This is a genomic window from Streptomyces sp. AC555_RSS877, from assembly GCF_019049245.1.
GTDB lineage: Bacteria > Actinomycetota > Actinomycetes > Streptomycetales > Streptomycetaceae > Streptomyces.
The window spans coordinates 153,188-180,186 of sequence record NZ_JAGMUK010000182.1 but is presented as its reverse complement, the minus strand read 5'-3'; the positions used below and the strand labels follow the sequence as shown (position 1 = coordinate 180,186).

The following is a 26,999-nucleotide window of genomic DNA, read 5'->3' as shown; positions in this document are numbered from 1 at the left end:
GCGTTGCGACAGATCCGCGGTTCCGGTGCCGGGTATCAGTTGGCTTCGAAGGCGCCGAGATCCGGGGCCTGTCCCTTGTACGGAAGGCCGACGTCGACACCCTTGTCGATCAGGGCGCTGTTCGCCGCGAGGCGGAGGTTGGGCAGCACCGGCAGACTGCCGTCGGCCTGCCGGGCCGCGTCCCAGCCGGACGTCGTCACGCTCTGGAACTGCGCGTCCGACAGGGTGAGGCTCAGGTTCCAGGAGTTGTTCGCGGCACTCGTGCCGGTCATGTTGGACGTCAGGGTGCCGGTGTAGGCGAGGTTGTTGCGCAGGTTCCCCCGACCGACGGCGGCGCCGCTCGAGTCGACTCCCAGCATGTTGAAGTCCGGGCGGTTTCCGTAACTGGTGTTGTTGAAGTAGTCGTTGGCGACCGGGTGGTGGTTGGCGTAGAACCCCGACGCCCTGTTGAGGAAGGCCACCGACGTGCGGACGGTGTGCTTCACGGCGCCAGCGTCGTAGTCACCGCCGTAGCCGCCCGCCTTGAAGCCGGTTCCGTTGCCTGCCGCGGTGGTCGATCCGGGCGTGTACCCGTTCCGCCACGCCCAGGAGTTCTCGATGGTCACGGACGAGTAGGCGCTGATGAGGTCGAAGCCGTCGTCGGCGTTCCACCATCCGCGGCAGCCCTGGAACACGTTCCCGGGATTGCCCGCCGAGATGTGCGCGCCGAAGCCGTCGGCGTTCTCCCCGGCCCCGTTGGAGGAGTTCAGGTCGTAGTTGTCGTGCGAGTCCGTGTTGAGGACGAGGTTGTTGCCGCCGTTCTGGATGAACAGGCCGGGTCCCATGTGGTGGTGGGTGTTGATCTGCTCGAAGGTGTTGTTGCTCCCCGAGATCCAGATTCCCCACGACTCGTGGTTGAGTTTGTTGTTCTGCGGCACCCCGGTGACTTCCAGCCCCTTGAGGTGGATCCAGCTGCCGGTGACGTCGAAGCCCTTGATGCGGCAGTCGTCCTTCATGCCCGAGAAGTTGAAGACGGGCTTCTCCCCGGGGTAGGCCGAGTAGCGGATCGGATTGCCCGAACTTCCGCTCTTGTTCAGGGTGATGGCGTCGACTCCGTCGGTCTGGCTCTTGCAGCTGTTGATCCCGTGGGTGTAGCCGTAGGTGCCGCCCCGTAAGTACACCGTGTCGCCCGGCTGGGCGACGGCTTGTGCATGGGCGATCGTCGCCCAGGGGGCAGCCTGTGTCCCCGCGGCGCTGTCGCTGCCGTTGGGGGCGATGTAGTAGACGTTCGCGGCCGCCGCGTTGCCCGCGGCCGTCGAACCGGCGGGGACGGTGAAGGGGGTCACCGCGACCGCGGACATCAGCAGGGCACGTCCGACGATCCTGACAGGTCTCATCACTCGCTCCAGATTTCGTTGCTCGCCCGGAAGGGGCGCGGGCGTGTCGGTGCCGCGCCCGCGGCCATGCTCACACGCCGAGGAAGCCGTCCATGGCCGCGGTGGGCCGCCGGGTGCTCTCGTCCCAGGCCGAGCTGTTGTAGGCGTTGAACGACGGGTAACCCTCGGGCTCCCAGAAGAAGGTGCCCAGACCGCCGAAGCCCTTCAGACCGGTGATGAACGCCTTCAGGGAATCGCGTACCTGGGTGGGCTTGCCCACCGGCCCGCCGTACTCCACCTGCATGATCGGCTTGCCGTAACTGGACTGGATGGTCTGCATGTTGGCCAGCACGGTGGGCACGTTGCCGCCCTGTGCGTAGGAGGACAGGCCGGTGATGTCCCACTTCCCGCCGTTGTCCCGGTAGGCGTTGAGGAAGTTCTGGACGCCGGCCAGGTTCTGCGGCTGGGCCAGGTGCACCATCACCGGGGTGTTCGGGAAGACGTGCTTGGACATGTTGTACGCGGCGTTCAGCAGGCCCGTCATCTGAGCCGGGCGCGTGACGCTGCCGATCGGCTTGCAGATGCCGGAGTTGGTCTCGTTGCCGATCTTCACCCAGGCCGGCGTCACTCCGTAGTACTTGATGATGTTGCACGAGTGGTACACGTAGTCGTACATGGCGTCGAGCATCTCGCTGTAGTTCATGGCGGCCCAGGCCGCCGGCGGGTTCTGCACGCCGACCGAGTTCCAGGTGTCGCCGAAGTGGAAGCCGATGAGGACCTGCATGCCGGCGTCCTTGGCCCGCTTGGCGAGCTGTGCGGTCTCCTCGATGCTGCAGTGCCCGTTGGCCGGATCGCTGGACGGGTTGACCCAGGTCCGCAGCCCGATCGCGGTGATGCCGTACTCCTTGAGGATGGTGAACAGGTCCTGCCGCACGCCGGCGCTGTTGTTCCAGTAGTAGCCGGTCGCCTCCATCTGCGGCAGCCAGCTGACATCCGCGCCCTTGACGAAGCTCGCCGCTTCCGCCGGAGTGGCCAGCGGGCCCGCGCCCAGGGCGAGCGCACCGGCGCCGGCGGCCGCGCCGAGCAGCACGCTGCGTCGCCGTAAGCTTTGAGGCTCGGTTCGTTCGTTGTCGGTCATTGCGGGTTCCCTTCGTCGGAGGTTGTCCGTCCCGGTCCGTCACAGCTCGGGACGTAAAGCGTCTGCTGTGCGAAATTCCTTTGAGGGACCGGCTCACCCCTTCATCCCCGAGGTCGCGACGCTGCGCACGAAGTACCGCTGGGAGAACAGGAAGACGAGCTGATCGGGACCACGTGGAGCACCGTGGCCGCGGCTTGCACGGTAGGCAAATGGTCCCTGTTCTTGCCGTCCTTCTTCACGGCCGGCTTGCGGGCGTTGACGAGGAGTTCGCCCCGTCGCGTTGATGTCGCTCCGCCCCTGCCGAGTACTCCGCTTCCGCAATTGTCGAGCTCATGACAGCGACACGCTGGCCCCTTTGAAGTGTCTCTGTCAATCCACCTACAGAGCTTTATGAAGTTTCGAGAATTCTCGGCAGCCACTCCGCTCGGCGACCAGGAGCACCTCAGAGTGCGCGGACCTGATCGCCCTCGGCGGCCCTCGACGCCGCCCGAGCGCTCGGGCTGTCCGGCTGTCCGTACCTGACGACCTGAGCGGGCACCACCCGAACCTTGATGTCCCTCATCGCGCCCCAACCCTTCCCACCGACGGCATCCGCCTGGCCACCAAGTTCGTCCTCCGGGCCACGACGGCGCCCCCGTCCCGCGGGTGAGGGTGTGGACGGGGTGCGGCACCTCGCGGCACCAGGCTCCGACGCTCTTCGATGACCGGCGCCGTAGCGCGGTAGGCGAGGGCCGCGTCCCAGGAGGCCGGCAGGGAGGTGGTGCTGGGTAGGTTCAGGGAGGGCTCGGGTTCGCCTGGACCGGTCCGCGTGCGCCGGAGGGACCGGCGGACACGGCGGACACGGCGGACACGGCGGAGACGGTACTGCCCTTCTCGCTCGTGAAAGTCTCACGTACTCCGATTCGCCCGTACCGGATGCTTGCTCATGATCGAGACCCGGTTGAAGGCGCTGATGGTGATCGCCACCCAGATGGCAGCGGAGATCTGGTCATCGGTCAGCACGTGTCGAGCGGCCTCGTAGGCGGATTCCTGTGCCACGGCATCGGTGGGGTCGTTCGTGGCCTCGGCCAGTGCGAGGGCCGCGCGCTCCGTGGGGGAGAACACCTCGGCGTCCCGCCAGGCGGCCAGCACTCCCAGCCGCTGCGCCGACTCACCCGCGCGTACGGCCGCCTTGGTGTGGGTGTCGAGGCAGAAGGCGCAGCCGTTGATCTGCGATACGCGGAGGTTGATCAGCTCCACGACGGTGCGGTCGAGCCCCGCCTCGGCGGCAACGGCGCGTACCGCTTCCGATGTCTGCACCAGGGCGTGGAAGGCCTTGGGGCTCTGTTTGTCGATGAAGATCCGCATGTCTCCCGCTCGTTGTCTGCTGCTGTGGCCCTCACTCTATGATCATGACATTATAGTTGATGCAGCAACTAACTAGACTCCATGGGAGGTGGCTCCGGTGAGCAATGTCGAAGCCGAGCCGGCAGTGCTGAGATGTGGGGTGTCGGGCGACGACGTACGTCCGACCGGTGTGCCACGGGTCGACGTGCTCCCCGCGCGGGACGTGCCTCTGGGCGGTCCGCGCTCGATGACGGTGCGGCGGACGCTGCCGCAGCGGGACCGGCCGCTGATCGGCGCCTGGTGCTTCGCCGACCACTATGGTCCCGACGAGGTCACCGACAGGGGCGGCATGGCGCTGCCCCCGCACCCGCACACCGGCCTTCAGACGGTGACCTGGCTGTTCAGCGGAGAGGTCGAGCACCGCGACACGCTCGGCACGCACGCCTTGGTGCGACCCGGGGAAATCAACCTCATGACGGGCGGGTACGGCATCGCCCACTCGGAGCTCTCCACCCCGCGCACGACCGTCGTCCACGGAGTCCAGCTGTGGGTGGCGCTGCCGGACGAGCAGCGGAACGCCGAACGGGACTTCCAGCACCATGTGCCCAAGCCCGTGAGAATGAAGGGGGCCGAGATCAGGGTCTTCCTCGGCTCGCTCGCCGGTGACGTCTCTCCGGTGCGGACGTTCACACCGCTGCTCGGCGCCGAGATCACCCTCGAACCGGGTATGACGCTCACCCTCTCCGTGGACACCGACTTCGAGCACGGCGTTCTCGTGGACACCGGGGACGTCCGTGTGGCCGACACTCTGCTGCACCGGGCGGAGCTCGGCTATGTCCCGCCAGGTGCCGACGCGTTGACGCTGACGAACGAGTCGGACAGTCCGGCGCGGGTGATTCTGCTCGGCGGCACCCCGTTCGACGAGGAGATCGTCATGTGGTGGAACTTCATCGGCCGCACCCACGAGGACATCGTCAAGGCCCGCGAGGACTGGGAGGCATCCTCCGACCGCTTCGGCACGACAGAAGGATTTCACGGAGGCCGGCTTCCCGCGCCCGCCCTGCCCAACGCCACCATCAGGCCGCGCCGCAACCCTCCGCGCCGCTGACCTCTCTCAGAAAGGCACCCCCCATGACCCAGCCTTCTGCCGCCCCGGTCGTCGAGCGGGTGGACGCACACCATCGGTACGAGATCGTGGTCGACGGCAAGCGCGCCGGCGTGACCGAGTACCGCGATCGCGGTGAGCAGCGCGTGTTCTTCCATACGGAGGTCGGTGACGCCTATGCCGGACAAGGCCTGGCCGCGGAACTGGTGCGGCAGGCGCTCACCGACACCCGCGCCTCCGGGAAGCGGATCGTGCCTGCCTGCCCGTACGTGGCCAAGTTCCTGAAGAGGCATGACGAGTTCGCCGACATCACCGACCCCGTGACCCCTGAGGTCCTGCGGTGGCTGGAGGCGAACCTGGGCTGACTGGTCGTCCACTGGCGCCTACGGATCTCCGCATGGTTCGCGGCCACGCGCACAAACCAGCCAGGCCGCAGGGAGAGACCAAACCTGCCCGTCAGGGCACTGTGATCCGCCCTGGCGGCGAATCTGCCAGCCGTTGCGGACCACATACGGGATCTTGAGACCACGAGCAGCCCATGGCAGGCTCACGACGCATGATCGATGCATTCGCGAAAGACAACCTGCACGGGAGACTGCGGCGGGACCGCAAGGCGCTGCTCTGGAAACTCGACGGCTTGTCCGAATACGACGCCCGCCGACCTCTGACAGCGACCGGCACCAACCTCCTCGGCCTGGTCAAACACGTGGCCACCGTCGAGGCCAGATACTTAGGCGAGGTCTTCGACCGCCCTTCCCCGGAACCGCTGCCCCGGTGGCAGGACCACAACGGCAGCGATCTGTGGGCGACCGAGGACGAGACCCGCGATCAGATCATCGGGTTCTACCGGCGCACGTGGGAACACTCGGACGCGACGATCAACGAGCTTCCCCTCGACGCCCCCGGCCACGTGCCGTGGTGGCCGGAGCCCCATCCCAACACGAACCTGTTCGCCATCATGGTCCATGTCCTCGGCGAGTCCATCCGGCATGCCGGGCACGCCGATATCCTGCGCGAGGGTCTCGACGGCCGAACCGGGGTGCGCGCCGAAAACGAGCAGCAGATCGACGAGGAAGCCCGTGCAGCCTACTGCGCGAAGATCGAGCAGGCCGCCAGGTCGGCCGCACCAATCAAGGCTCAGAGGATCTCCCATCCCGCCACGGCGAGGCAGGAGCCGTAGACCAGACGATCGTCGGCACGGCCCTGCCGACGATAGTCGCGGACCTGGGCGGCGGTTCTCCCATCCGGTGTCAGGGACGTGCCGGTCAGGTTGTGGCCCTTCCGACCAGTTCCCGTACTTGGGGCGCGACTTCTTCGCCGAACTGCTGGATGGCGGTGGGATCGTCGCCAGCCAGGATGTAGCCGGTGATGCCGTGTTCGAGGGTGATCGCGGCGAGTTGTTCGGCCCACTGGGTGACTGGTCCGCTGAGGGCTGGGGAGCTGCCGCCTGCGGAAGGGGCGCCGATGTTGAGTAGTCGGCGCACCGATGCGGGGTCACGCCCTGCGGCCTCGGCGCCCTCGTCGATGTGACGGCCGGCCTGGGCGAGCCCGGTCAGTCCGCCCTCGATGTAGGGCAGGCTGGGCAGCCATCCGTCGGCGATGCGGCCGACCATTCTCAGGATCCGCGGCCGGTAGGCGCCGACCCAGATGCCGACGTTGTGGGCGGGAGCGGGGCCTCGCTTGGCGCCCGCGAGGCCGTAGTGGGTGCCGTCCATCCGCACCGCGCCGCGCGTCCCGGTGTCCCAGATCTCACGGATGATCGTGATGGCTTCTTCGAGGGCGTCGACGGACTCGCCGGGTGTCAGTCGACGGCCGCCGATCGCTTCGATGGCATCCCAGAACCCGCCCGCTCCCAGCGCCAGTTCGACGCGTCCGCCGCTGAGCAGGTCCAGCGTCGCGGCACTGCGGGCGACCACCACGGGCTGGCGCATGGGCAGGTTCATCACGTTGGGTGCCAGCTTGATACGGCTCGTCGCCGCGGCGAGGTACGAGATCAGTGTCCAGGAGTCGAGCAACCGCGGTTGGTAGGGGTGGTCCTGGAACGTGGCGATGTCGAGTCCGGCCCGCTCGGAGAGCCGGGTGAGCGCCACGACCTGTTCGACGTGATCGGCACTCGGCGTGATGAAACTTCCGAAGACCAACTCGTGCCGCTGCTTGGGCATATCTCAGCGCTCCCTCAGGCTGGCCGTGGACTGGTTCCGAAGCTGGAGATGGATACCGGGCGTCCCCGTCGACGTGGAGGACTTGGTAGGCCGTGCGTACTTGGCCTGTGTTGGGTCGGGCTTCCTTGCACGGAGGTTCAGGACGTGTGGGGGAGGCGTTGGGCGGGGATGACGCCGAGGCGCCCCGCCTGGTAGTCCTCGAAGGCCTGCTGCACTTCTTCGCGTGTGTTCATCACGAACGGGCCGTAGTGGAATACGGGTTCGCGGATCGGGAGGCCGCCCAGAACGAAGAGCTCCAGCTTGGAAGAGCGGAACTCCTGGGCGCGGTCGGCCGTCAGGCGCAGCGCGTCACCGGAGCCGAGGATGGCGAGCCGGCCCTCCTGGATGGAGCGGGATTCGACGCCCACCGTGCCGTGCCCCGCCAGCGCGTAGACCAGTGCGCTGTAAGTCGGGTCCCACGGCAGGTCGACCTGGGCGCCGGGCTCGATCGTGAGATGCGCGACGGTGATCGGGGTGTGGGTGACGCCGGGGCCGGTGAACCCGGCGATGTTCCCGGCGATCACGCGGATGAGCGCACCGCCGTCCGGCGTGGTGACCAGCCCGGTGTGCTTGCCCTTGATGTCCTGGTAGCGAGGCGGGCTCATCTTCTTGGCGCGGGGCAGGTTGACCCACAACTGCACGCCGTGGAGGACCCCGCCGCTCTGGACCAGCCGCTCCGGCGGCTGCTCGATGTGCAGGATGCCGGATCCGGCGGTCATCCACTGGGTGTCGCCGTCGCTGATCTCCCCGCCGCCGCCGTTGGAGTCCTGGTGTTCCACGGCGCCGTCGATGAGGTAGGTGACGGTCTCGAAGCCGCGGTGCGGATGCCAGGGGGTGCCCATGGGCTCGCCCGGTGCCGTCTCGGTCTCGCCGATGTGGTCCATGTGGATGAACGGGTCGAGCTCGGTCGGCAGCACTCCGGCGAAGGCGCGGCGGACCTGAAAGCCCTCGCCCTCGACGCCGTACTGGGCGGTCGTCAGGCGGCGGACAGGCCGGAAGGCGGTGCCGGCCGGGTCCAGCTCCGGCAGGCGCGGCAGGACCAGCACGTCGTCCACGGTGATCGCGGGCATGTGGGCTTCCCCTTTTCTCTGTCTTGCTGTCAGAAGGCGTGCGGGCCGAAGCGGCCCCAGGCCACGAAGACGGTCAGGGCCAGAAGGACGATGTTCACGACGACCGACTGGAGCTCCCCGCGCCGGCTGTGTGTGATGCCGGCGCCGAACATGGTCAGTGCCAGGCCGGAGGCGGCCAGTGGAACGAGGCCCGGAGCGATGTCCACCGCAGCGGGGAGAATCAGCCCGAGTGCGGCGAGAACCTCCAAGAGGCCGATTGTCTTGATCATCGCCGGGGAGAAGTCCTCGGCCCAGCCCATGGAGGGGGATGCGGTGAGCTTCTCCTTGGGCTGGGCGAGCTTGGCAGCGCCGGCCCCCAGGAAGACAAGAGCGAGCAGGGCCGCGACAGCCCACAGAGCGACGTTCACAGGTACCTCTTGTGATCGGTGGTGGTCCCGCATGAATTGATTGACGTATCATCTAAACTAAAGGGAAGTAGGTGACGTGTCAATCGGGTGGGTCGAGGTGACTATCCCGACGGGGAAGATCCCTGTAACGACGAGACGGCCCCGTGTGCGACCTGATTGATGTATCAGGTAACGGGTTGCGAACTGATTTCTCACGCCCCTCCAGCTTCAGCAGCGGGAAAGGGGAGCCGGCGGTGATCAGCGCCCTGCCGACGGTCCAGTGGGGGAGGTCGGGTTGGACAGCGGAAGGATCACCGGCCGGTCGCACGCGGCGGCCATCTCACTCACGACCCCGCGAGATCGAGCGCACCGCACCCCACCTCCGTGTCGTCGCGCGCGTACACATGCTGCTCGGGCGTGAGGTCGGTTCGAAAGCGCACCAGCAGCACGTCGATGTCGACGAACCCGAAGCGGTCGTCAGCCTGCTGAGGGAAGCGACCTTCTCACGGCCGTCGGGCTAGCGGTTTTGCCGCCTGCCAAGCCTCTCGGGTGACAGACCGCATGATCGTGGCCGCGGCGCGGGCGGTGGGGGAGTGCGCCGTGCGGGCGGGCGCGGGCGCGCCCGTTGCTGCCGCCGCTGGTGGGCATGCGGGACGGTGCCTCCGAGTTCGCGCTGGCCGTGGCCAAGGCCGCGGGGAGAGCGGCGTCGCCCGCGAGTGAGGCCAGGGAGGGCGGCGGGGTGGACGCCGCGTACGCCTGACCGCGCAAGATGCAGTGGCCGAGGGACAGGGCTTCGTACAACTTGGTGACCCATCAACCCCACTACACTCGCTTGTATGGATGAAGAAGTGCGGTGGTTGACGGCGGAGGAGCAACACGCCTGGCGGAGCTTTGTTCGGTTGCATGAGCGGCTGGTGGGTCGGCTGTCGCGCATGTTGCAGAGTGAGTCGAAGCTCTCGGCGGCGGATTTCGGCGTGCTGGTCAATCTGACGGATGTGCCGGAGGGCCGGCAGCGTTATCAGGATCTGTCCCGCGCGCTCGAGTGGGAGAAGAGCCGGATGTCCCACCACATCGCGCGGATGGCCGGACGAGGGCTGGTGATCCGCGAGGAGTGCCCCGATGACGCGCGGGGAGCGTTCGTGGTGATCACGGACGCCGGGCGGGCGGCGATCGAGAGGGCGGCCCCGCTACATGTGGAAGCGGTACGGGAGCTGTTCCTGGACCATGTCACCCCGGCAGAGCTGCGGACTCTGGCGGACATCTCCGTTCGAGTGGTCGCGAAGCTGGACGAGGACCCCGCCTGATTATCGGCCGACGGCACTACTACCCGGCAAGCGACACCGTTTCCGGTGTCGCCCTTCTGCGCAGCGTGGCGAGGGCTCAGAGGACGAAGTTCTCACCGGCCGTGCGCAGGGTGATCTCGCTGATCGGCACGGCGAGTGCGTTCGCCAGGTTGGGCCCCGCGGTTTCCAGCGGAGGGACTCCCAGCGCAGTACGGGTCGGGATCAGGCCGGTGTATGGCAAAGGCGATGGCCATCTCAAGGGCCCAGGGTGGGGGATCCGAGCCGATCGCCGGTGTCGCGCTGACGCTGAGGGGCGATGGAGTGGGCGGCACTGTCCTGCGGCCTGGCGCCAAGCCGCGCAAGCCCATCCGTTCTTCGGACCGCTGCGGACCGCCCGCGAGTTGGCCGACGACAGCTGTCAGCTCACGCGGTGACCACCAGCTTGCCGATGTGCGGGGGCAGGCAGCTTTGCCTGGCCCCGAGCGAGTTTCTGCTGATCGAGTTGCGCAGGTCGATCCCCGTGACGGGACCGGGATCGCGCCGGCGGTGGTGTATCGAACGCCGCGTCCAAGCGCCTCCAACAGCACGTCGATCACTGGTTTGCCGACGGCGTCCGCGGCTACGTGGCCGCCAGTTCACCGATGACGCCTCGATCTCCCGCCGCACGTCCTCCCTTTCGCGAGCGACGAACTCGTCCGCCCCGAGCGCGCGAAGCCGCCTTTCCGTGGGGTACCGGCGATGGCTCCGACCCGCCGGCCTTTGGGGCCTGCCTGCCGTGCGACTGAGGCCTGGCAGTACAGGTGTCCAGGCCACTCAGCTTGTCATCCTACCTATGCTTCAACTTCCCCCTCTGTCGGCACCGTTGACAGCATGATGAGTCCATTCCATCATCAGACATCCGATGAATTGGAGCCGCTCATGGGTATGTATCCGAGACGTCAGGTCCTGGGCACCGCGGCCGGAGTGGCCGCCGCGGCGACCCTCCTTCCCCTCGCCTCAGGCACCGCCGCACACGCCGCCGAACCACTCGCCGAGGACGCCGGGCCGTGGGCTGCCGTACCCGACCCCGTCCCTGTTCCGCTCGACTCCCTCTACGACAACGATGGCGTCGACACCGCCTCCGCACGGGGCGGCGACTTCGACGGCTCGGGCTACACGTTCCCGGGCGAGGAACTTCCCACGGGCCGTGTGGAAGTCGACGGCGTGCCCTTTGTCTTCCCTGCCTCGGATGCAGGCGCGAAGAACAATGTCGTCGCACTCGGCCAACGCGTAGAACTGCCCAAAGGCCGCTACCTCTCCGCCGTGTTCCTCACCGCGGGCAGCTACGGCAACGCCTCCGGCAAGGCCACGGTCCACTACGCGGACGGCTCGACCACGACCGCCACCCTCGGCGGAGCCGACTGGTACGCAGCGGGTGGATCTCTGTCGGCCCCGTACCGCTACGGACCGGACGGCACCAGGGACGAACACCGCGTGGGAATCGGTACATCCGAGCTGTGGCTCGACCCACAGCGCGACGCCGTAGCCATCACGCTCCCGGTGACCAACCCGGCGCAGGCGAACAAGACGTCGCTCCACGTGTTCGCACTGTCCCTGCAACCTGCCGCTCAGGGACGCGCGCTGGCCCTGCGCGGGGCCCGGTCCACGAACTCGCTGCTGGAGTCGTCCGGCGCACAGAGCATCGAAGCCACCGTCGTCAACGCGGGGACGGTCTCCGTCCTGGCCGCGGACGGCGTGTCGGTGGGCGTCGAGGTTCCGGGAGCCCGCACTGTCGAGGCCGCCCGTGTCCGCCGCCTGGACCCCGGTGAGCAGGCCCGCATCCGCGTGGGCATCCGCAACCGTGCGGGCACCGCCCCCGGCACGGTCCGCGACGGTTCGGTGACCGTCACCGGACGCGGAACCGAGGCCGCCGCGCAAAAGAGCCGGTTGACCCTCGGCGTCGCCGACTACCAGCCCACCGCGTCCTCTCTCTCCGGCCACCAGGCGCCGTACTGGTTCCAGGGCGCCAAGTTCGGCATCTTCATCCACTGGGGCGTCTACTCCGTGCCGGCCTGGTCGCCGGTCGGAAAGCAGTACGCCGAGTGGTACTGGAACCACATGCAGGACCCCGCGAACGCCGTCTACGGGTACCACCGCGAGAAGTACGGCGAGAACTTCGCCTACGACGACTTCATCCCGATGTTCACGGCGGAGAAGTTCGATCCGCGTGCCTGGGTCGAACTGTTCCGGGACGCGGGCGCGCAGTACCACGTGCTGACCTCGAAGCACCACGAGGGCTTCGCGCTGTGGGACACGAAGGTCTCCGACCGCAACTCCGTGAAGATGGGCCCGAAGCGGGACCTCGTCAAGGAACTCTTCGCGGCGTCCCGCCGGTACACCCCCGAACTCCACCGCGGGCTCTACTTCTCCATGCCCGAGTGGTTCAACCCGGACAACCCCTGGATGGGTCACGCCCCGCGCAATCCGTACACCCTGGAGCCGGAGCCCTACACGGGTTACACCGCGGGCAAGGACTTCGTGAAGGACTACCAGGCCCCGCAGATGCTGGAGCTGATCCAGGACCACGACCCGGAGCTCATCTGGTGCGACATCGGCGGCGCCAACGACAGCCTCCATGTCCTGGCCGAGTACTTCAACCACGCCAAGAACCGCGCCCGGCCCATCGAGGTCACCGTCAACGACCGTTCGGGCATCGGCTTCCACGACTTCACCACCCCCGAGTACACGACGTACGACAACACGGTCGTCGCCAAGTGGGAGTCCAGCCGCGGCCTGGACCCGTTCAGCTACGGGTACAACCAGGCGACCCCGGACGACGCCTACATGACGACCGAAGCGGTGGTGCGCAGCCTCGTCGACATCGTCTCCAAGAACGGAAACTTCCTCCTCGACATCGGCCCGCGAGCCGACGGCACCATCCCCGAGATCATGCAGACCCGGCTGCGCGAGACAGGCCGCTGGCTGCGCACCAACGGAGAGGCGATCTACGACACCACGTACTGGTCCCGGATGGCCGAACTGGGCGAGGACCTGCGGTTCACGGTCCGCCCGGACGAGGCCTTCTACATCCACTCCCTGGCCAAGCCGGGCGCCAAGCTCACCGTCGAAGCACCGGTCCCGATCCGGAGCGGCGACAAGGTGACGATGCTCGGCCACGGCCGACCCCTGACATGGACCCGCAGCAACGGGGCGCTGGTGATCGACGTTCCGGAAGCCGCACGCAAGGCGGGGCAGCACGTGTGGGTCTTCAAAGTGCACTGGCGTGCCTGAGACCCCAAGGCCACCCGTATCGCCGAAGTGATGCGAGGGCGTGTGCCTGTGGTCGCTGTCGCGGTGGGACGCGCAGTGTCCTGGCCGGGGAATTGTGAGGGGGCGAGATGGCGCAGGTGGGGGTGGCTGCGGGGGGCGAGTATGCCCGGTACACCAACCGTCTGCGCCTGTCGTCCACCGCCCGCAGCGCCCTGGCGGCGGAGTGGGGCCGGTGCCGCTGGGTGTGGAACGAATGCGTCGCGAAGTCCAGGGCCGTGTACCAGAACACGCGAATGTCCATCGGCGAGGGAGTCTCAGGACTCCGGCGTGGCCTGATTGGCCGCGTAGGCGGCGGGTGTGAGGCCGGTGTGGTGCCGGAAGAAGCGGCCGAAGTTGGCCGTGTCGGTGAAGCCGAGGTGATCGGCGACCGCGCGGGCGGTCCACCGGGAGCGGCCGAGGAGGCGGCGCGCTTCGAGGAGGCGGCGCTGGTCGATGACCTGCCGTGCCCCGGTGCCGGCGGCGGCCTGGGTGGCGCGGCTGAGGGTTCGAAGGGAACAGCCGAGCAGCCGGGCGTAGTCGTCGACGCGGTGCAGCTCGCGGAAGTGCACCTCCAGGGCGTCCAGGAATTGTTGGTGGACCGGCCGTCGTGCCGAGGCGCCGCCTGGGGAAGTGGTTGCGGCGGCGACCGGAGCTTCTGTGACGTCCGGTGAGTTGGCGAGGCGGAGCAGCAGGGCTTCGAGGAGGCTGCACCGCAGGGCGTGGTGGGCCGCGAGCGGGCGGCGCCCCAGCGCGCGGTGTTCGTCGAGGAGCTGGAGCGCGGTCTGCTCGAGCCAGGTGGCGTCGTCGGGATGCGGTGTCAGTATGGCGGGGGCGTCGTGCGAGGTACCGGGAGCCAGCTGGCGGGCGATGTCGGGCCGGAACGCCTCGGGTTCGAACAGGATGAAGGGGCCGCGGGCGGTGCCGGGGTCGTGCCAGCACTGCACGTGTCCGGGGCGTACCCACAGCCACTGGCCGGGAGCGACGGTGAGCGTGACGTGATCGACGTCGTGCTGCAGCGCGCCCTCCGTGACGAGGATCAGGTCGTGGAAGGTGGCACGGCCCGGACGGGGCGGGTTCCACGGCCAGTCGTCGTGGTCGGCGTGGAAGTCCTCGACGGTGGTCACCTCCAGCCCGTACGGGGTGCCGACCGGGGGCTGGAAGCCGTACAGCGGGACGGATTCGGGCTCTGCGCGTGCAGCGGAGCCGGGCCGCGAGACGAAGAGGGCGGAGGAACCCGGCTCCGACCGCGACGGGTGTCGCCTGTCGACCATCATGTGTCCGCAGTTTACCGGTCGAGTTGTCGTCCGCAGGGACAGGATGGTGACCGCGGCCCGCGTGTGTGCGTGCCGTCGGCGTGGTGAGTGCCGGGGCACTCACCCTCGACCCTCTGTGAACGAGAGAAAGGTCCCCGCAAACGTGACACTCGCCGCCGACGAGCTTCCCGGCAGGCTCAAAGATGCCGACATGGTCCTTCGCTCAGACCCGCACCGTGACCCTGAGACGATCAAGATCATCGCTCCGCTGGGGCTCACTCGCAACGTGCCGCCAGAGGGTGTTTCGCGGCAGTCGTCCCGCGAGGAGCAGCTCGCCAGGGCGAAGAGAAGACCTGCGGCATCCGAGGGCACGACGGCTACGCGATCTGCTGTATGTCGCCCGGCCCCTTTCCACGGAGGGCCCCCTGCCCGAGGTCGCGCACCTGAACGGGGGCGGACGGATGTCGTTGTCCACCGCCATCCCAAGCTACGTCCAGCTGCGCAAGTCCCTCGCGCACCGGGGTCTTTGGTGATGGGATTCCCCAACTGCGCGGCCAAGTTCGGTCCCTGCCCTCATCCGGCCGGCCTGAACGACTGCTATGACGCCGTCGTGCGGAGCTCGGCCTGTCGCACCTCGTGGTGGGCGGGGACTCCGATGGCGGGAACCTGCTCCGGACATCATGGCAGCGGTCATGGATCCCACTGGCTTTCCCTGAGGTTCTGCGCGTCCTGCGTGCTTACCGTCGCGGTCGTGTTGCCGACGCTGCTGTCCGTACTGATCATGCCGGAAACGGCACTGGTGCCCCGTACTGCTGGTCGGGGCGTTAAAACGATGAAGGAGCTGATGACCATGGACACAGAGACGCTGCAGAAGACCGCGGCCGACTGCGCCGAGGAACTTCCCGGAGCTGGGCTGGAGCACCCGTTCGGGCCGGAGTGGGAGGTGTACAAGGTGCGCGGCAAGGTCTTCATGCTCATGACGCAGGTGACGGGCGAGCCCATGGTGATACTCAAATCGGCGCCCGACGAGGCGGCCGCCCTGCGTCGCGAGCACGCGGAGATCACCCCTGGCTACCACATGAACAAGAAGCACTGGATCACGCTGGAGAGCGGAGACACGATCGACGAGACGCTGGTGAAGGAACTCGTGACCGACTCCTACCGACTCGTCGTCAGCGGGCTCGCCAAGTCACAGCAGCCCGTCGACCCGCACACCTACGGCCTCCGCACCTGACCTCCGGCATGTCCTTCACCGGCACGAAGCTCCAGGACACCGCGCGCCACGCCGCACTCGCGCTCCCGGGCGTCAGCCACGGGCGCCCGTTCACCGAGCAGTTGGACGTCTACAAGGTGGCGGGCAAGGTCTTCCTGATCGTCACCGACGACCCGGAAGAACTCGTCATCACCCTCAAAGCGGAACCGGAGTACGGGCGCCTGCTGCAAGGCCAGTACCCGTCGTTCACTCCTGGCCGCTACCTCGACAAGCGGCACTGGATCTCCGTAGGAGCCGGCCGGGGCGTCACGGCGGCCCTGGTCGCCGAACTCGTCGACCGCTCCTACCACCTCGTCGTGGAGACGGTTCCGCGCAACCACCGCCCCGGATGACTACGGACCGACCGACCGACCACGGACAAGGACCGCCCATGCACAGCATGTCGACCGAGCAATGGCACGCCTTCGTCACCCGCGGCGCGCCCACCGGACGGTTCGCCACTGTCGGGGCCGACGGCACGCCGAACATCACCCCCGTCTGGTACGTCTTCGACGGCGAGGACTTCCTGTTCACGACGGGTGGCGCGACGGCCAAGGCCCGCAACCTGCGGCGCAACCCCCGCGCATCCCTATGCGTCGCCGACGACGCGCCGCCCTTCGCCTACGTCGAAGCGCGCGGCGAGGTGACGTTCAGCGAGGACCTCGACGAACTCCTCGATGTCGCCACCCGGGCCGGTGCCCGGTACATGGGCGCGGACAAGGCCGAGGAGTTCGGCAAGCGCAACGCCGTTCCCGGCGAACTTGTCGTCCACCTCCACCCCACCAAGGTCATCGCCTACGGCGGCGTCACCGACTGATGCCCGGTCGCCGGCTCCCTGCGCGGGGAGTACCAGACGCGCCCCGAACTGCCGTTCGTCCTCGGCTGGGAGGTGTCCGGAACGGTCCGCACGGACGGTGCCGGATTCCGTGCGGGTGACCGCGTGGCGGCCCTGCCGGTCACCGGTGGCTACGCCCAGACGGTCGCTGTCGAGGCGTCAATGGTCTTTCCTCTCCCGGACAACGTCGACACCCGCAGTGGGGCGGCGCTGCCACTGAACTACCTGACCGCACATTTCGCGCTCATCCGCCGGGGTGCTCTCCGCCCCGACGAGGTCGTCCTCGTCCACGGAGCCGCAGGCGGAGTGGGGAGCGCGGCCTGCCAGATGGCCGCGTCGTACGGCGCGCGCGTCATCGCCGTCGTGTCCACCGACGAGAAGGCAGAACTGGCCAGGACCGTAGGAGCACAGGAGGTGGTGAGAGTCGACGGGTTCCTCGACGCCGTCAGGAGACTCACCGACGGCCAAGGGGTGGATCTTGTGGTCGATCCCGTCGGCGGGGATCGCTTCCCGGACTCGCTTCGTGCGCTGCGGCACGGCGAGGGGCTGCCTCCTTGTACTGGGATTCGCGGGCCGGGGCATCCCCACACTCAAAGTGAATCGGTGATGACCTGCCGACGTTCCTCGGCGCTGAGTTCGACCAGAGGCCGGAACTCCTCCCGCCCGTCTTCCGCGGCCGCTTCGATCAACTCCAGCAGATGCCGCCACCCAGCGGCCGAGGTGTCCTGTCGTTCGGCGTGGAAACCGACACGGGCTCGCGGACGCGGCTTGGCCTGGTCGAAGCACACGCACTCGTCCCGGTAGGACGCGCGTCCTACAGATGCCGGATCCGATGTGTCGCCCCACCGATTCACAAAGAGTCTCGGCTCTCCCTCATGCACCATGTGGTCAAGATACGGATCTTCATCTGGCCGGCCCAGGCCTTAACGGCCAGAGGAACCCGCTTCCCGCGCCGCGTCCAAGGGCGGGCGACCGGGTTCCTCGGCAAAGTCCGCCTCCTGCTGGCGTTCAACGGAGCCGTGCTCGCCGGACGTGCGTCCGTGGCCGACAAGGACCTGCGGCTGCTCACGAAGGCGGTTCGGCGGAGCCGCCGTGCACGCTCTGGCTGCGGCCGACGAGCGTGCCGGGCCCGAGCAGCGCGCAGGCCACGACGCGGGGCACGGGCCAGTGCTCGCCCCGCCGCCGCCCGCAGCACGCTCAGCCGTGCAGCACGCAGGGCAGGGCGATCAGCGGCAGCGACGGCCCACCCATGGATGTGGCGCGTCAGGTCATCGGTTCGGGTGCAGGACGACCTTGGTGTAGCCCTCGACGCGCTTGTCGAACTTCTCGTACGCCTGCGGCGCCTCGTCCAGCGACAGCTCGTGCGAGACGACGAAGCCGGGCCGTGCGCGGCCATCGATGATCATGTCGCGCAGTTGCCGGTTGTAACGCTTCACGTTGCACTGGCCGGTGCCCAGGCGCAGTCCCTTTTCGAAGAGCCTTCCGATGGCCACCAGGAGCATGCCCTTCTTGGACTGATCGTCCGGCCCGCCGGGGTCGGAGGGAACGTACAGGCCCGGAATGCCCAGCGCTCCTGTCGGCCGCACCGTCTCGACCAGCGAGTTCAGGACGGTTGCCGGCTCCTCACGGTCCTCGCCGCGTGCCTGAGCCTGGTAGCCCACCGCGTCGATGCCCTTGTCGGTGCCTTGCCCCTCCGTCTGGTCCTTGATCTGCTCCACCGGATTGGCCTCGGAGAAGTTGACGGGGATCGCGCCGATCTCCTCGGCCTTCTGCAGCCGCTCGGCCACCCGGTCTACGACGAACACCTTCCTGGCACCGCGCAGAAGGGCGGAGTAGGCGGCCATCAGGCCGACCGGACCGCCGCCGTACACCGCGACGCTCTCGCCCGGACGGACGTCAGCCAGCTCGTTCCCGTGGTAGCCCGTCGGGAAGATGTCGGCGAGCAGGACGAAGTCGCTCTCGTTGGCATCGCCCTCGGGGAGCTTCAGACAGTTGAAGTCGGCGTACGGCACCCGTACGTACTCGGCCTGACCTCCGCTGAACGGTCCCATCGCGACGTAGCCGTACGCGCCGCCCGCGAACCCGGGGTTGACAGTCACGCAAAAGCCCGTGAAGCCGGCCGTGCAGTTCTTGCAGAAGCCGCAGGCGACGTTGAAGGGCATGACCACCCGGTCGCCCCGCTTGAGGGACGAGACTCCGTCCCCGGTCTCCTCGATGATCCCGAGGTTCTCGTGGCCGAAGACGATGCCCGGCTCGGCCGCGGTGCGGCCCTCGTACATGTGCAGGTCGGAGCCGCAGATCGCCGTGGACGTCACGCGGACGATCACGTCGTTCGGGTGCTGGAGTCCAGGGTTCTCCACTTGCTCGACGGCAACTTCGAACGGTCCCTTGTAGACGACGGCCTTCATGCTCAAGCACCTCCACGCGGTAGTGCTGCTGTCGTGCCTTCGTATTTTTGTGCCCTATCTCATAGTCCGTCCGTTGTGCCCCATAGGACAAGATGGCTACTGTCGTCACACATTTATCTTTGAAACGAGAGAGCGCGAACAGTGATACGACGCTTCGGCACCCTGCTCGTCTCCGTGTCCGGACTGTCCGGCACCACCTATCCGCCCGGCACCACCGTGTCGATCAGCGGTCAGGGGTCGGCGGTCGACGGTTTCGTCAACGGAGACTGGCTGCCCCTTGCCTGGTGGGAGTTCTCCGAGGGCCGCACCGAGGGTGCCGTCCCCGAAGCCTGAGCGGCGAGTTCCGCCTCCTTGGCCCGGTCGCCAAGCGCCGGTTCACCCGAGCAGACCGCCTGCGGATGCCGCCCGCGGCCGCTCCGCCGACGATCAAAAAATGCCGGAACTCACATCTAGGAAACGTCTGGTCGGTGAACTCACAGCCGAGTTCGTCGGAACCATGATCCTCATTCTGTTCGGCTGCGGTGTCGTCGCGCAGGTCGTCGCCGGTGGCGCACTGACCGACGGTGGCCTGGGCGACCACGACAGCATCGCGTGGGCCTGGGGCCTCGGCGTCGTCCTCGCCGTCTACGTGGCGGCGCGGATCAGCGGCGCCCACATCAACCCCGCAGTCACCCTCGCGCTCGCGGCCTTCAAGGGCTTCCCGTGGAGCAAGGTCCTGCCGTATGCGCTGGCCCAGACGGCGGGCGCGTTCGTCGCCGCCCTGCTGGTGCGCTGGAACTACAGCGAGGTCCTGGCTAGGGCCGACCCCGGGCACACCGACAAGACGGAGATCGTCTTCTCCACCCTGCCGGGCAACGGCGGGCTCCCGATCAGCCAGCTCGGGGCCTTCCGTGACCAGATCATCGGTACGGCCCTGCTGGTGCTGCTGGTCTTCGCTGTCACCGACCTGCTGAACACGCCGCCGGGCGCGAACATGGCCCCGTTCATCATCGGCCTGATCGTCGTCGCCATCGGCATGGCCTGGGGAACCAACGCGGGCTACGCGATCAACCCGGCCCGTGACCTGGGACCGCGGCTGGCGGCGTTCCTCACGGGCTACGGAGGCGCTTGGCGTGATCAGAACGGCGACCTGTACTTCTGGGTGCCGATCGTCGGCCCTCTGGTCGGCGGCCTGGTCGGTGCGCTGCTCTACCGCCTGCTGATCACCCCCTTCCTGCCGATTACCGATGCCGAGCAGGAACCCGGCCGGGTGCCCACGCCCGACAAGTGAGAGGGACGACCATGCCCGAATTCGTCGGGGCGGTGGACCAAGGCACCACCAGCACCCGCTTCATGATCTTCGACCACGACGGCAACGAGGTCGCACGCCACCAGCTCGAGCACGAGCAGATCTTCCCCCGCTCCGGCTGGGTGGAGCACGACCCCGTGGAGATCTGGGAACGCACGAACTCCACGATGCAGAACGCCGTCCGCCAAAGCGACCTGTCCGCCGCCGATCTGGCGGCCATCGGAATCACCAACCAGCGGGAGACCACGGTCATCTGGGATCCCCGCACCGGTCAGCCCTACTACAACGCGATCGTCTGGCAGGACACCCGCACCGACTCGATCGCAGCGGCGCTGGAGCGGGAGCACGGCGATCTCATCCGGCGCAAGACGGGGCTGCCGCCGGCAACCTACTTCTCCGGCGGCAAGATCAAGTGGATCCTGGAGAACGTCGACGGCGTCCGAGAGGCGGCCGAGGACGGCCGGGCCGTCTTCGGGAACACGGACGCCTGGGTGCTGTGGAACCTCACCGGCGGCCCGAACGGCGGCATCCACGCCACGGACGTCACCAACGCCAGCCGCACCATGCTCATGAACCTGGAGACCCTCGACTGGGACGAAGAGCTTCTCGACATCTTCGGCATCCCGCGGGCCATGCTCCCGGCCATCAACCCGTCCTCGCACCCGGAGGCGTTCGGGTCCACCCGCACCACCCGGCCGCTGCGGACCGCCGTACCCATCACCGGCGTCCTCGGGGACCAGCAGGCGGCCACCGTCGGCCAGGTCTGCTTCCGCCCGGGCGAGGCGAAGAACACCTACGGCACCGGCAACTTCCTGGTCCTCAACACGGGCACGGAGATCGTCCGGTCCAGCAAGGGTCTGCTGACCACACTGGCGTACCAGTTCGGGGACGCGCCGGCGGTGTACGCGCTGGAGGGGTCCATGGCGGTCACCGGGTCCGCCGTGCAGTGGCTCCGCGACCAGATGCGGATCATCTCCTCGTCCGCGGAGGTCGAGACACTGGCCCGGCAGGTGGAGGACAGCGGCGGCATCTACTTCGTACCGGCCTTCTCCGGCCTGTTCGCGCCCTACTGGCGCTCCGACGCCCGGGGAGCGATCGTCGGTCTCGCGAGGTTCCACACCAACGGACACCTCGCCAGGGCGACGCTGGAGGCCATCTGCTATCAGAGCCGCGACGTGGCCGAGGCGATGGAGCAGGACTCCGGGGTGGCGCTCGACGTACTGCGGGTCGACGGCGGCGTCACCGCCAACGACCTGTGCATGCAACTCCAGGCCGACATCCTCGGCGTACCCGTCAGCCGCCCTGTCGTCGCCGAGACCACCGCGCTCGGAGCCGCCTACGCTGCGGGGCTCGCCACCGGCTTCTGGGAGAGCACCGACGAGCTCCGTCTGCACTGGCACGAGTCGAAGCGGTGGGAGCCGCAGTGGAACGACGAGCAGCGGGAAAAGGGCTACGCAGGCTGGAAGAAGGCCGTGGAACGCAGCCTCGACTGGGTCGAGGTTGAATAGCCGGGACTCGGGCGCGCATGGGCCAGAAGTCCGCAGCGACCATCCGCAAGATCACTTGGGTGCTCGGATGGAAGCTGCACGGCCTGTGCAGGCACAGCGTGTCACTGCCTCAATCAGAGCGCAGGCCCGGACGCGGACCGTGCGAGTGCCGTGACGGTGAGGCGGCCTGACCAGAGAACTGCCTGAGCTGTCTGGAGCTTGGGCGTCATCGGCCAGGACCAGGCAGACGTGGGTGCCCCCGCCCAGGACGCCCGCGTCGGCTCCGCGAACTGGTCTTCGCGGAGCCCTCTTTCCTGAAGAATCTGGCGGTGCGGGCAGTGCCGCCTTGGGTGCCCCAGCGGCGTGGTGGTGGGCGCGGACAGAGGTGGAGTCGACGATGATGTCCCCATCGATGTCCCCATCGATGCCGCCCGCGGCGTCCGCCTGAGCCTGGACTGCGTCCGGGCAACTCTCTCCACTGGGCCCCGGTGCTGAGCCGGTGGAGAAGCTCGTTGATCACCTGGTGGTGTCCCGCCACCGGCCGCACCGGTTGTTGGCCGACGGCAGCAGCGGCTCCAGCATGGCCCACTCAGCGTTGGTCGAGTCACCCCTGCTGATCATGTCCAGACCTGCGGGTATCGCCTCGGGCCGCTGCTACGCCTTGGCCGTCTTCATCAGCTCCACCAGGCAGGAGAAGCTGTCCGCCGCGTGCCCGGCGTCCATGCCGCGCCGGAACAGAGCGGCCACGGCGGCCGGCAGAGTGGTGTCGACGCCCGCGTCGGCGTTGGTGTGCAGAACGTGTTCGACGCTGGCCATGCCCATGGCGAGGCGGTCCACGTCGCCGGGATGCTCGCCGGCGTCGATGCGCTCGGCGTAGAAGGAGAGGAAGTCCGGCATCCCGGTCATGGTCTCGATGGCGTGCGGGAGGACGTCCATTGCCGTGAGCCCGTTGGCGTCGGCGAGTGCGACGACCTGCCAGTAACTGAGCGTGGAGGTCCAGAACATGACCATGCCGATCTGGTACAGGAGCGCGGCGAGGCCGGGATCCTCGCCCCGGTAGTCCGTGCCGGTCAGGACCTCGAGGGTGGACCGGTGCGCTTCGAAAACCTCGCGCGGCCCGCTGTAGAAGGTGGAGGACCCGGGCTGTCCGATGCCGGTAGGCGAGGCGTTGACGCCACCGGTGAGGTGGACCCCGCCGTGGTCGGACACCCACCGGGCTCCGGCGCGGGTCTTCTCCGGGGTGTCAGAGCTGAGGTTGACGAGGACACGGCCGGTCAGGGCGTGGGACGCCGGTTCCAGCACGGTGTACATCGCGCCGTAGTCGGTGAGGCTCAGGACGACCAGCTCGTTGGCGGCGACGGCGTCTTCGACGCTCTTTGCGAGTACGGCGCCGCGCGCTACGAGGGCATCTGCGCGGGACGCAGTGCGGTTCCAGACGGTGACGTGGTGTCCCTGCCCGAGTAAGGCGTGGACCATTGCCTGCCCCATTGGGCCGAGTCCGATGACGGTCACAGGCTGCTTGGCGCTCATGGGGAAGACCTCCGGGGGATGTGTTCACGACCAGCCGCCGCCCGGGCACGAGCCGGTGCCGCAGCGAGGACGAGACTAAAACGAGCGTTCTATCCAGGGCGGGAGCAATGTAGCACAGCTCTAAAACGAACGTTCTAACCAGTAAGGTGTGCACATGGGACAGGCCAGCACCCGGGACCGGATCGTCATCGCCGCAGCGAGCCTGCTGCAGCGCCAGGGCTATGTCGGCACGGGCATCAAGCAGATCGCCAAGGAGGCGGAGGCCACACTGGGCTCCGTCTACCACTTCTTCCCGGGCGGCAAAGAGGCCGTCGCGGTCGCCGCCATCAAGTACAGCGACCGGGAGTTCGCGGCGGTCCTCCGCGACGCTCTGAACAGCGAGGAGGACCCGGACGCGGCCGTAGAGGCCTGCGCCGGACAGCTCGCCGAAGGGCTGCGCGCATCGGGTTGGACCGACGGCTGCCCGGTCACGGCAGCGGCACTGGAGACCTTGGGAACCGACTCCGAAATCCAGCAGGCATGCGCCGACGCGCTTCGCAACTGGGAGCAGATCGTCACTGACAAGCTCCGGAGCTCCGGCTTCCAGGCCCGCGACGCCCGGGAGCTGGCGACCACCATCATCAGCGCCCTGGAAGGCGCCGAAGTGACGGCCCAGGTCAACCGCAGCGAGGAACCACTACGCGTGACGGGCCGACAACTGGCCCGCCTGGTGGGTTCGTACGGAGTGTCCCGCTCGTAAGGACCACGTGTGACGGTCGCCGCGTCGGGGGGTTCCAGGTGGCCGGGTCGCCGAAGACGAACTCGCCGCCGTGGCGGGGCGGGGCTGAAGGCCGTGGCCCAGCTCGCCGGCGTGAGCGCCGGCTACTACACGCGGCTGGAACAGGGCCAGGCAAGTACAGCCTCCCCATAGGTCCTGGACGCGCTCGCAGGCGTGCTCCAGCTCGATTCGGCCGGGACCGCCCACCTGCACAACCTCGCCCGTCAGCCCGCCACTTCACGCCTGGTCCGCCCCCGCCCGGAAAGGCCGCACCCACGAGTACTGGCACTCCTGGCCTCCCTCGGGGAGACCACACCGGCCGTCGTGCTCGGCCGCCGTGGCGACGTACTGGTCTGGAACCGCACCGGACATGCCCTCGTCGCAGAACACGTCGACTTCGACGCGCCTCACGATCTCGCGCGACGGCCGTCCATCTCTCGGATGTTCTTTCTCGACTCTCTCACCCGCGACCTGCACCGAAACTGGGATGAACTGGCTCGAGCTCATGTCGCCTACCTGCGGCTCACCGCGGGCAGGTATCGCACCGACGCCCGGTTGGCTGAACTGATCGGCGAACTTTCCATGCACAGCGGCGACTTCGCCAGGCTCTGGGCCAAAGGCGACGTCGCCGACTGCACCGTGGGCACCATGCGTCTGCAACACCCAACCGTCGGAGGGGTCGAGGTCGACTACCAGGTGTGGCTCCAGCCAGAGAGCCCCGACCACCGGCTTGAGGTCCATGCCCCCAAAGAGCAATGGGGGTATACGCCCTGGAGGCGGCGTCAATAACGTCCTGTCCCGCAACAACCAGTGAGCTGGTCCCTCGCTCAGCGAGTCGAGGAACACATCGGCCGCCGCCCGGACGCGGAACGCCTTCCCGCTCGGCAGCTGTAGGAAGGTGGCACTGTCGCAGGAGACGGACCTTGCCAATGTCGCCGGTCGGTTGAGCACGGCTGCGGAGGCCCCCAGCCGGGTCCAGCTCTCAGAGGTGGCATGGGACAGGTGTTCTTCGGGGCGCACTCCCGGTGGCAGATCCGTCGCGGTCAGGATGACCCGTGGGGACCTGGCTCAGGCCTCTGGCTTTCGACATCGCTTCGCTCAGGAGGTCCAGGCGGCGCGCCAGGTCACTATGGTGTCCACACGCCCAAGTAGTGGATGCCGGCCCGAGGCGACTCCACCGTGGATGGTCACCGTCGTCGAGTCATATGCTGGCAGCGTGCCGAGGATTTGAGGGGCAGGGAAGGTTCCTACCGCGTTGATCGGTGCTCGGGTGGAGAGCACAGATTTTGATCTGCAGGTCGGGCTGAGTTTCGGTGCCCCGGACCCGGACGAGGGGTACCGACTGGGTGCCGAGTTGATATTGCATGCGCCGTTTCTGCTCCGGGACGCTGCTGGCGAGTGGCACGAGCTGGACCCCGGCACAGGTGTGAGCCTCGCCCCCGTGCTTGCGCTGTTCGGGCAGACAGTGGTTACGGTCGATGTCCGCGACCGCGGTGTGCTGGTCATCGACTTTGAAGACGGCGCGGGGCTATGGGTGGGCCCAGACCCGCAGTTCGTGTCCTGGCGTCTGATCGGGCACGGAATCGAGCCGATCACGGTCGGGCCTGGGGGCGAGGAAAACTGGGAGCGCTGACCACCACGAAGCGCGGGTTACCCACGCGGTCGGCGGAGTCAACGGAGTCCCTTCCGTGAATACCCCGGTTTTAGAACTCCTAGCGGAACGCGCTCGGAACTCGGTGCGCGGCATGTGTCCAGAACCTCGTGAGTGCCGTCAGAGACAATCGATGAATTGACCGTGGCTGCACTCGCGTTGGCGTGCCGGTTCGGGAGTTCGGCTCAGCTGCTTCGGGCCGAGGGCCGGCGGTGTGGTCACCGCCGGCTCGGCGTGCGGGGGCATGCTCATCACCGGGTGCCCTTTGCGGCGAACTCGGCGACTCCGGCGGCGTTGTCCTTGGTGATGAAGGCCGGGCCGGTGAGGACGGGCGCGGTGCCGCCGCCGCTGACGTTGCCGTTGGTCTTGTAGAGCCAGAGGGCGTCGACGGCGAGATAGCCCTGGAGGTACGGCTGCTGGTCGACGGCGAACTCGATCGTGCCGTCCTGGACAGCCTTGACCAGTTGCTTGTTCAGGTCGAAGGTCGCGATCTTGGCTGTGGTGCCGGCGTCGGACAGTGACTGCACGGCGGTGAGTGCGATCGGGGCGCCGAGGGTGACCACCTGGTCGATGGAGGAGTCCTGCTTGAGCTTGGCGGTGATCGTCGACTTCACGGACGGCATGTCGGTGCCGTTGACGTAGAGGATGTCGGTCTTGCCGTTGAAGCCCTTCTTCAGGCCGGCGCAGCGGGCCTCCAGGGCGACCTGGCCCTGCTCCTGGATGACGCACAGGGAGTGCTTGGCGCCGAGCCCGTTGAGGCGTTCGCCGAAGGCCTGGCCCGCAATGTTCTCATCCTGGCCGAAGTACTCGAGCATGCCGAGCTTCTTCCAGTCGGCCACGCCGGAGTTGAAGCCGACGACCGGGATGCCGGCCGCCTTGGCCTTGGCGACCACGTCCTTCATGGCGTCGGGCTTGGCGGCGGTGAGCGCGATGCCGTCGACCTTCTGGTCGATCGCGTTCTGTACGAGATTGGCCTGGTTGCCGGCGCTGGGGTCGCTGGAGTAGACGAGCTTGATGTTGTCCTTCGCGGCGGCTGCCTGGGCACCCTTGCGGATGAGGTCCCAGAAGGTGTCGCCGGGGGCGGCGTGGGTGATCATGGCTACGGTCATACGGGGAGTGGTGGCCTTGCCCGCGGAGGCGGCGACTCCGCCTTCCTCGGCCTTCTTCCCGCCGGAACTGCTGGAGCATCCGGTGGCGAGCAGGGCGCCGGTGAGAACTACTGCGGAAAGGGTGGCGGCTCGGTGATGTCTGTGCATGTCCCTCGCACCTCACTGTGCTGGTCGGGATGGTCTGTGCCGGATGGTGTGGAACGGCTTCGGGTGTGGGTGGGCCGGTCGCTGCGGAATATTTGCTGGTGGGTCCGTCACCGTGACCCAGGGATGTGCC

Annotated in this window: 26 protein-coding genes and 3 pseudogenes; 16 read left to right on the top strand and 13 right to left on the bottom strand. The window is 67.8% G+C overall.

What is annotated here, in order from left to right; all coding sequences use genetic code 11:
• Nucleotides 1–35: 35 nt before the first annotated feature.
• From KUM49_RS40235 to KUM49_RS40225, 3 genes are all read right to left on the bottom strand, one after another.
• A complete protein-coding gene (locus tag KUM49_RS40235) occupies nucleotides 36–1,376 on the bottom strand; it encodes a right-handed parallel beta-helix repeat-containing protein (RefSeq protein ID WP_217241866.1) in 1,341 nt (446 codons plus the stop codon).
• Between the two features lie 70 nt (nucleotides 1,377–1,446).
• A complete protein-coding gene (locus KUM49_RS40230) occupies nucleotides 1,447–2,493 on the bottom strand; it encodes a glycosyl hydrolase 53 family protein (RefSeq protein WP_217241865.1) in 1,047 nt (348 codons plus the stop codon).
• Between the two features lie 888 nt (nucleotides 2,494–3,381).
• Nucleotides 3,382–3,840: a carboxymuconolactone decarboxylase family protein gene (locus tag KUM49_RS40225; RefSeq protein WP_217241864.1), complete on the bottom strand. Its 459-nt coding sequence runs from the start codon at nucleotides 3,838–3,840 to the stop codon at nucleotides 3,382–3,384.
• A gap of 97 nt (nucleotides 3,841–3,937) precedes the next feature.
• On the opposite strand from KUM49_RS40225, the gene KUM49_RS40220 reads away from it, so the two are divergent.
• The 3 genes from KUM49_RS40220 (at nucleotide 3,938) to KUM49_RS40210 (ending at nucleotide 6,104) form a co-directional block, all read left to right on the top strand.
• Nucleotides 3,938–4,927: a pirin family protein gene (locus tag KUM49_RS40220; protein ID WP_217241863.1), complete on the top strand. Its 990-nt coding sequence runs from the start codon at nucleotides 3,938–3,940 to the stop codon at nucleotides 4,925–4,927.
• A 23-nt stretch (nucleotides 4,928–4,950) separates the two neighbouring features.
• Nucleotides 4,951–5,289, top strand: coding sequence for a GNAT family N-acetyltransferase (locus KUM49_RS40215; RefSeq protein ID WP_217241862.1), 339 nt, complete (start codon nucleotides 4,951–4,953; stop codon nucleotides 5,287–5,289).
• Nucleotides 5,290–5,480: 191 nt separating this feature from the next.
• Nucleotides 5,481–6,104, top strand: a complete 624-nt coding sequence (locus KUM49_RS40210) for a DinB family protein (protein ID WP_217241861.1) — start codon at nucleotides 5,481–5,483, stop codon at nucleotides 6,102–6,104.
• Nucleotides 6,105–6,189: 85 nt separating this feature from the next.
• Here the strand turns inward: KUM49_RS40210 and KUM49_RS40205 are convergent, their stop codons facing one another.
• From KUM49_RS40205 to KUM49_RS49355, 4 genes are all read right to left on the bottom strand, one after another.
• Nucleotides 6,190–7,086 carry an LLM class flavin-dependent oxidoreductase gene (locus KUM49_RS40205; protein WP_217241860.1) on the bottom strand — a complete coding sequence of 299 codons (897 nt, stop codon included), beginning with the start codon at nucleotides 7,084–7,086 and terminating at the stop codon, nucleotides 6,190–6,192.
• Nucleotides 7,087–7,223: 137 nt separating this feature from the next.
• Nucleotides 7,224–8,195 (bottom strand): pirin family protein, encoded by a 972-nt coding sequence (locus tag KUM49_RS40200; protein WP_217241859.1) that lies wholly within the window; start codon nucleotides 8,193–8,195, stop codon nucleotides 7,224–7,226.
• Between the two features lie 29 nt (nucleotides 8,196–8,224).
• Nucleotides 8,225–8,602 (bottom strand): DoxX family protein, encoded by a 378-nt coding sequence (locus tag KUM49_RS40195; RefSeq protein WP_217241858.1) that lies wholly within the window; start codon nucleotides 8,600–8,602, stop codon nucleotides 8,225–8,227.
• Nucleotides 8,603–8,839: 237 nt separating this feature from the next.
• On the bottom strand, nucleotides 8,840–8,920 hold the full coding sequence (locus tag KUM49_RS49355) for a hypothetical protein (protein ID WP_254402532.1): 81 nt from the start codon (nucleotides 8,918–8,920) through the stop codon (nucleotides 8,840–8,842).
• A gap of 497 nt (nucleotides 8,921–9,417) precedes the next feature.
• On the opposite strand from KUM49_RS49355, the gene KUM49_RS40180 reads away from it, so the two are divergent.
• On the top strand, nucleotides 9,418–9,885 hold the full coding sequence (locus tag KUM49_RS40180) for a MarR family winged helix-turn-helix transcriptional regulator (RefSeq protein ID WP_217241857.1): 468 nt from the start codon (nucleotides 9,418–9,420) through the stop codon (nucleotides 9,883–9,885).
• Nucleotides 9,886–9,961: 76 nt separating this feature from the next.
• Here KUM49_RS40180 and KUM49_RS40175 read toward each other — a convergent pair whose 3' ends face one another.
• The gene (locus KUM49_RS40175) at nucleotides 9,962–10,105 is read right to left on the bottom strand and encodes a hypothetical protein (RefSeq protein WP_217241856.1); all 144 of its coding nucleotides are present in this window, start codon (nucleotides 10,103–10,105) and stop codon (nucleotides 9,962–9,964) included.
• Between the two features lie 677 nt (nucleotides 10,106–10,782).
• Between KUM49_RS40175 and KUM49_RS40170 the strand changes: the two genes are divergently transcribed.
• Both KUM49_RS40170 and KUM49_RS49350 read left to right on the top strand, forming a co-directional pair.
• The gene (locus KUM49_RS40170) at nucleotides 10,783–13,134 is read left to right on the top strand and encodes an alpha-L-fucosidase (RefSeq protein WP_217241855.1); all 2,352 of its coding nucleotides are present in this window, start codon (nucleotides 10,783–10,785) and stop codon (nucleotides 13,132–13,134) included.
• Between the two features lie 107 nt (nucleotides 13,135–13,241).
• Nucleotides 13,242–13,430 (top strand): annotated as a pseudogene (locus tag KUM49_RS49350) (RNA-guided endonuclease TnpB family protein); the annotation flags it as partial.
• Here the strand turns inward: KUM49_RS49350 and KUM49_RS40165 are convergent.
• On the bottom strand, nucleotides 13,428–14,426 hold the full coding sequence (locus KUM49_RS40165; RefSeq protein ID WP_217241854.1) for an AraC family transcriptional regulator: 999 nt from the start codon (nucleotides 14,424–14,426) through the stop codon (nucleotides 13,428–13,430). The pseudogene KUM49_RS49350 and the gene KUM49_RS40165 sit on opposite strands and share 3 nt — an antisense overlap.
• Nucleotides 14,427–15,255: 829 nt before the next feature.
• Between KUM49_RS40165 and KUM49_RS40160 the strand changes: the two genes are divergently transcribed.
• The 4 genes and pseudogenes from KUM49_RS40160 to KUM49_RS50945 form a co-directional block, all read left to right on the top strand.
• Nucleotides 15,256–15,639, top strand: a complete 384-nt coding sequence (locus tag KUM49_RS40160; protein WP_217241900.1) for an MmcQ/YjbR family DNA-binding protein — start codon at nucleotides 15,256–15,258, stop codon at nucleotides 15,637–15,639.
• Between the two features lie 8 nt (nucleotides 15,640–15,647).
• Nucleotides 15,648–16,010, top strand: a complete 363-nt coding sequence (locus KUM49_RS40155; RefSeq protein ID WP_217241853.1) for an MmcQ/YjbR family DNA-binding protein — start codon at nucleotides 15,648–15,650, stop codon at nucleotides 16,008–16,010.
• A gap of 38 nt (nucleotides 16,011–16,048) precedes the next feature.
• Nucleotides 16,049–16,474, top strand: a complete 426-nt coding sequence (locus tag KUM49_RS40150) for a PPOX class F420-dependent oxidoreductase (RefSeq protein WP_254402507.1) — start codon at nucleotides 16,049–16,051, stop codon at nucleotides 16,472–16,474.
• Between the two features lie 72 nt (nucleotides 16,475–16,546).
• A pseudogene (locus KUM49_RS50945) lies at nucleotides 16,547–17,083 on the top strand (zinc-binding dehydrogenase); the annotation flags it as partial.
• On the opposite strand, the gene KUM49_RS49340 reads toward KUM49_RS50945, so the two are convergent.
• Together KUM49_RS49340 and KUM49_RS40140 are read right to left on the bottom strand one after the other, a co-directional pair.
• The gene (locus KUM49_RS49340; RefSeq protein WP_254402505.1) at nucleotides 17,083–17,376 is read right to left on the bottom strand and encodes a hypothetical protein; all 294 of its coding nucleotides are present in this window, start codon (nucleotides 17,374–17,376) and stop codon (nucleotides 17,083–17,085) included. The pseudogene KUM49_RS50945 and the gene KUM49_RS49340 overlap by 1 nt on opposite strands.
• Nucleotides 17,377–17,760: 384 nt before the next feature.
• Nucleotides 17,761–18,900 (bottom strand): glutathione-independent formaldehyde dehydrogenase, encoded by a 1,140-nt coding sequence (locus KUM49_RS40140; RefSeq protein ID WP_217241851.1) that lies wholly within the window; start codon nucleotides 18,898–18,900, stop codon nucleotides 17,761–17,763.
• Nucleotides 18,901–19,041: 141 nt separating this feature from the next.
• Between KUM49_RS40140 and KUM49_RS40135 the strand changes: the two genes are divergently transcribed.
• The 3 genes from KUM49_RS40135 to glpK all read left to right on the top strand — a co-directional run bounded on the left by KUM49_RS40135 (nucleotide 19,042) and on the right by glpK (nucleotide 21,696).
• A complete protein-coding gene (locus tag KUM49_RS40135) occupies nucleotides 19,042–19,233 on the top strand; it encodes a hypothetical protein (protein WP_217241850.1) in 192 nt (63 codons plus the stop codon).
• Between the two features lie 100 nt (nucleotides 19,234–19,333).
• Nucleotides 19,334–20,170 carry an MIP/aquaporin family protein gene (locus KUM49_RS40130; RefSeq protein ID WP_217241849.1) on the top strand — a complete coding sequence of 279 codons (837 nt, stop codon included), beginning with the start codon at nucleotides 19,334–19,336 and terminating at the stop codon, nucleotides 20,168–20,170.
• An 11-nt stretch (nucleotides 20,171–20,181) separates the two neighbouring features.
• The gene (gene glpK, locus KUM49_RS40125) at nucleotides 20,182–21,696 is read left to right on the top strand and encodes a glycerol kinase GlpK (RefSeq protein WP_217241848.1); all 1,515 of its coding nucleotides are present in this window, start codon (nucleotides 20,182–20,184) and stop codon (nucleotides 21,694–21,696) included.
• 633 nt (nucleotides 21,697–22,329) lie between these two features.
• Here the strand turns inward: glpK and KUM49_RS40120 are convergent.
• Nucleotides 22,330–23,205 carry an NAD(P)-dependent oxidoreductase gene (locus KUM49_RS40120; RefSeq protein ID WP_217241847.1) on the bottom strand — a complete coding sequence of 292 codons (876 nt, stop codon included), beginning with the start codon at nucleotides 23,203–23,205 and terminating at the stop codon, nucleotides 22,330–22,332.
• 154 nt (nucleotides 23,206–23,359) lie between these two features.
• Here KUM49_RS40120 and KUM49_RS40115 point away from each other — a divergent pair, with 154 nt between their 5' ends.
• The 3 genes and pseudogenes from KUM49_RS40115 (at nucleotide 23,360) to KUM49_RS40105 (ending at nucleotide 25,595) form a co-directional block, all read left to right on the top strand.
• Entirely contained in the window at nucleotides 23,360–23,944 is a 585-nt protein-coding gene (locus KUM49_RS40115) for a TetR/AcrR family transcriptional regulator (RefSeq protein ID WP_217241846.1), read from the top strand.
• A 9-nt stretch (nucleotides 23,945–23,953) separates the two neighbouring features.
• Nucleotides 23,954–24,751: pseudogene (locus KUM49_RS50465) on the top strand (helix-turn-helix transcriptional regulator).
• A gap of 466 nt (nucleotides 24,752–25,217) precedes the next feature.
• The gene (locus tag KUM49_RS40105) at nucleotides 25,218–25,595 is read left to right on the top strand and encodes a DUF6188 family protein (protein WP_254402504.1); all 378 of its coding nucleotides are present in this window, start codon (nucleotides 25,218–25,220) and stop codon (nucleotides 25,593–25,595) included.
• A 269-nt stretch (nucleotides 25,596–25,864) separates the two neighbouring features.
• Here the strand turns inward: KUM49_RS40105 and KUM49_RS40100 are convergent, their stop codons facing one another.
• A complete protein-coding gene (locus KUM49_RS40100; RefSeq protein ID WP_217241844.1) occupies nucleotides 25,865–26,869 on the bottom strand; it encodes a substrate-binding domain-containing protein in 1,005 nt (334 codons plus the stop codon).
• Between the last annotated feature and the right edge of the window lie 130 nt (nucleotides 26,870–26,999).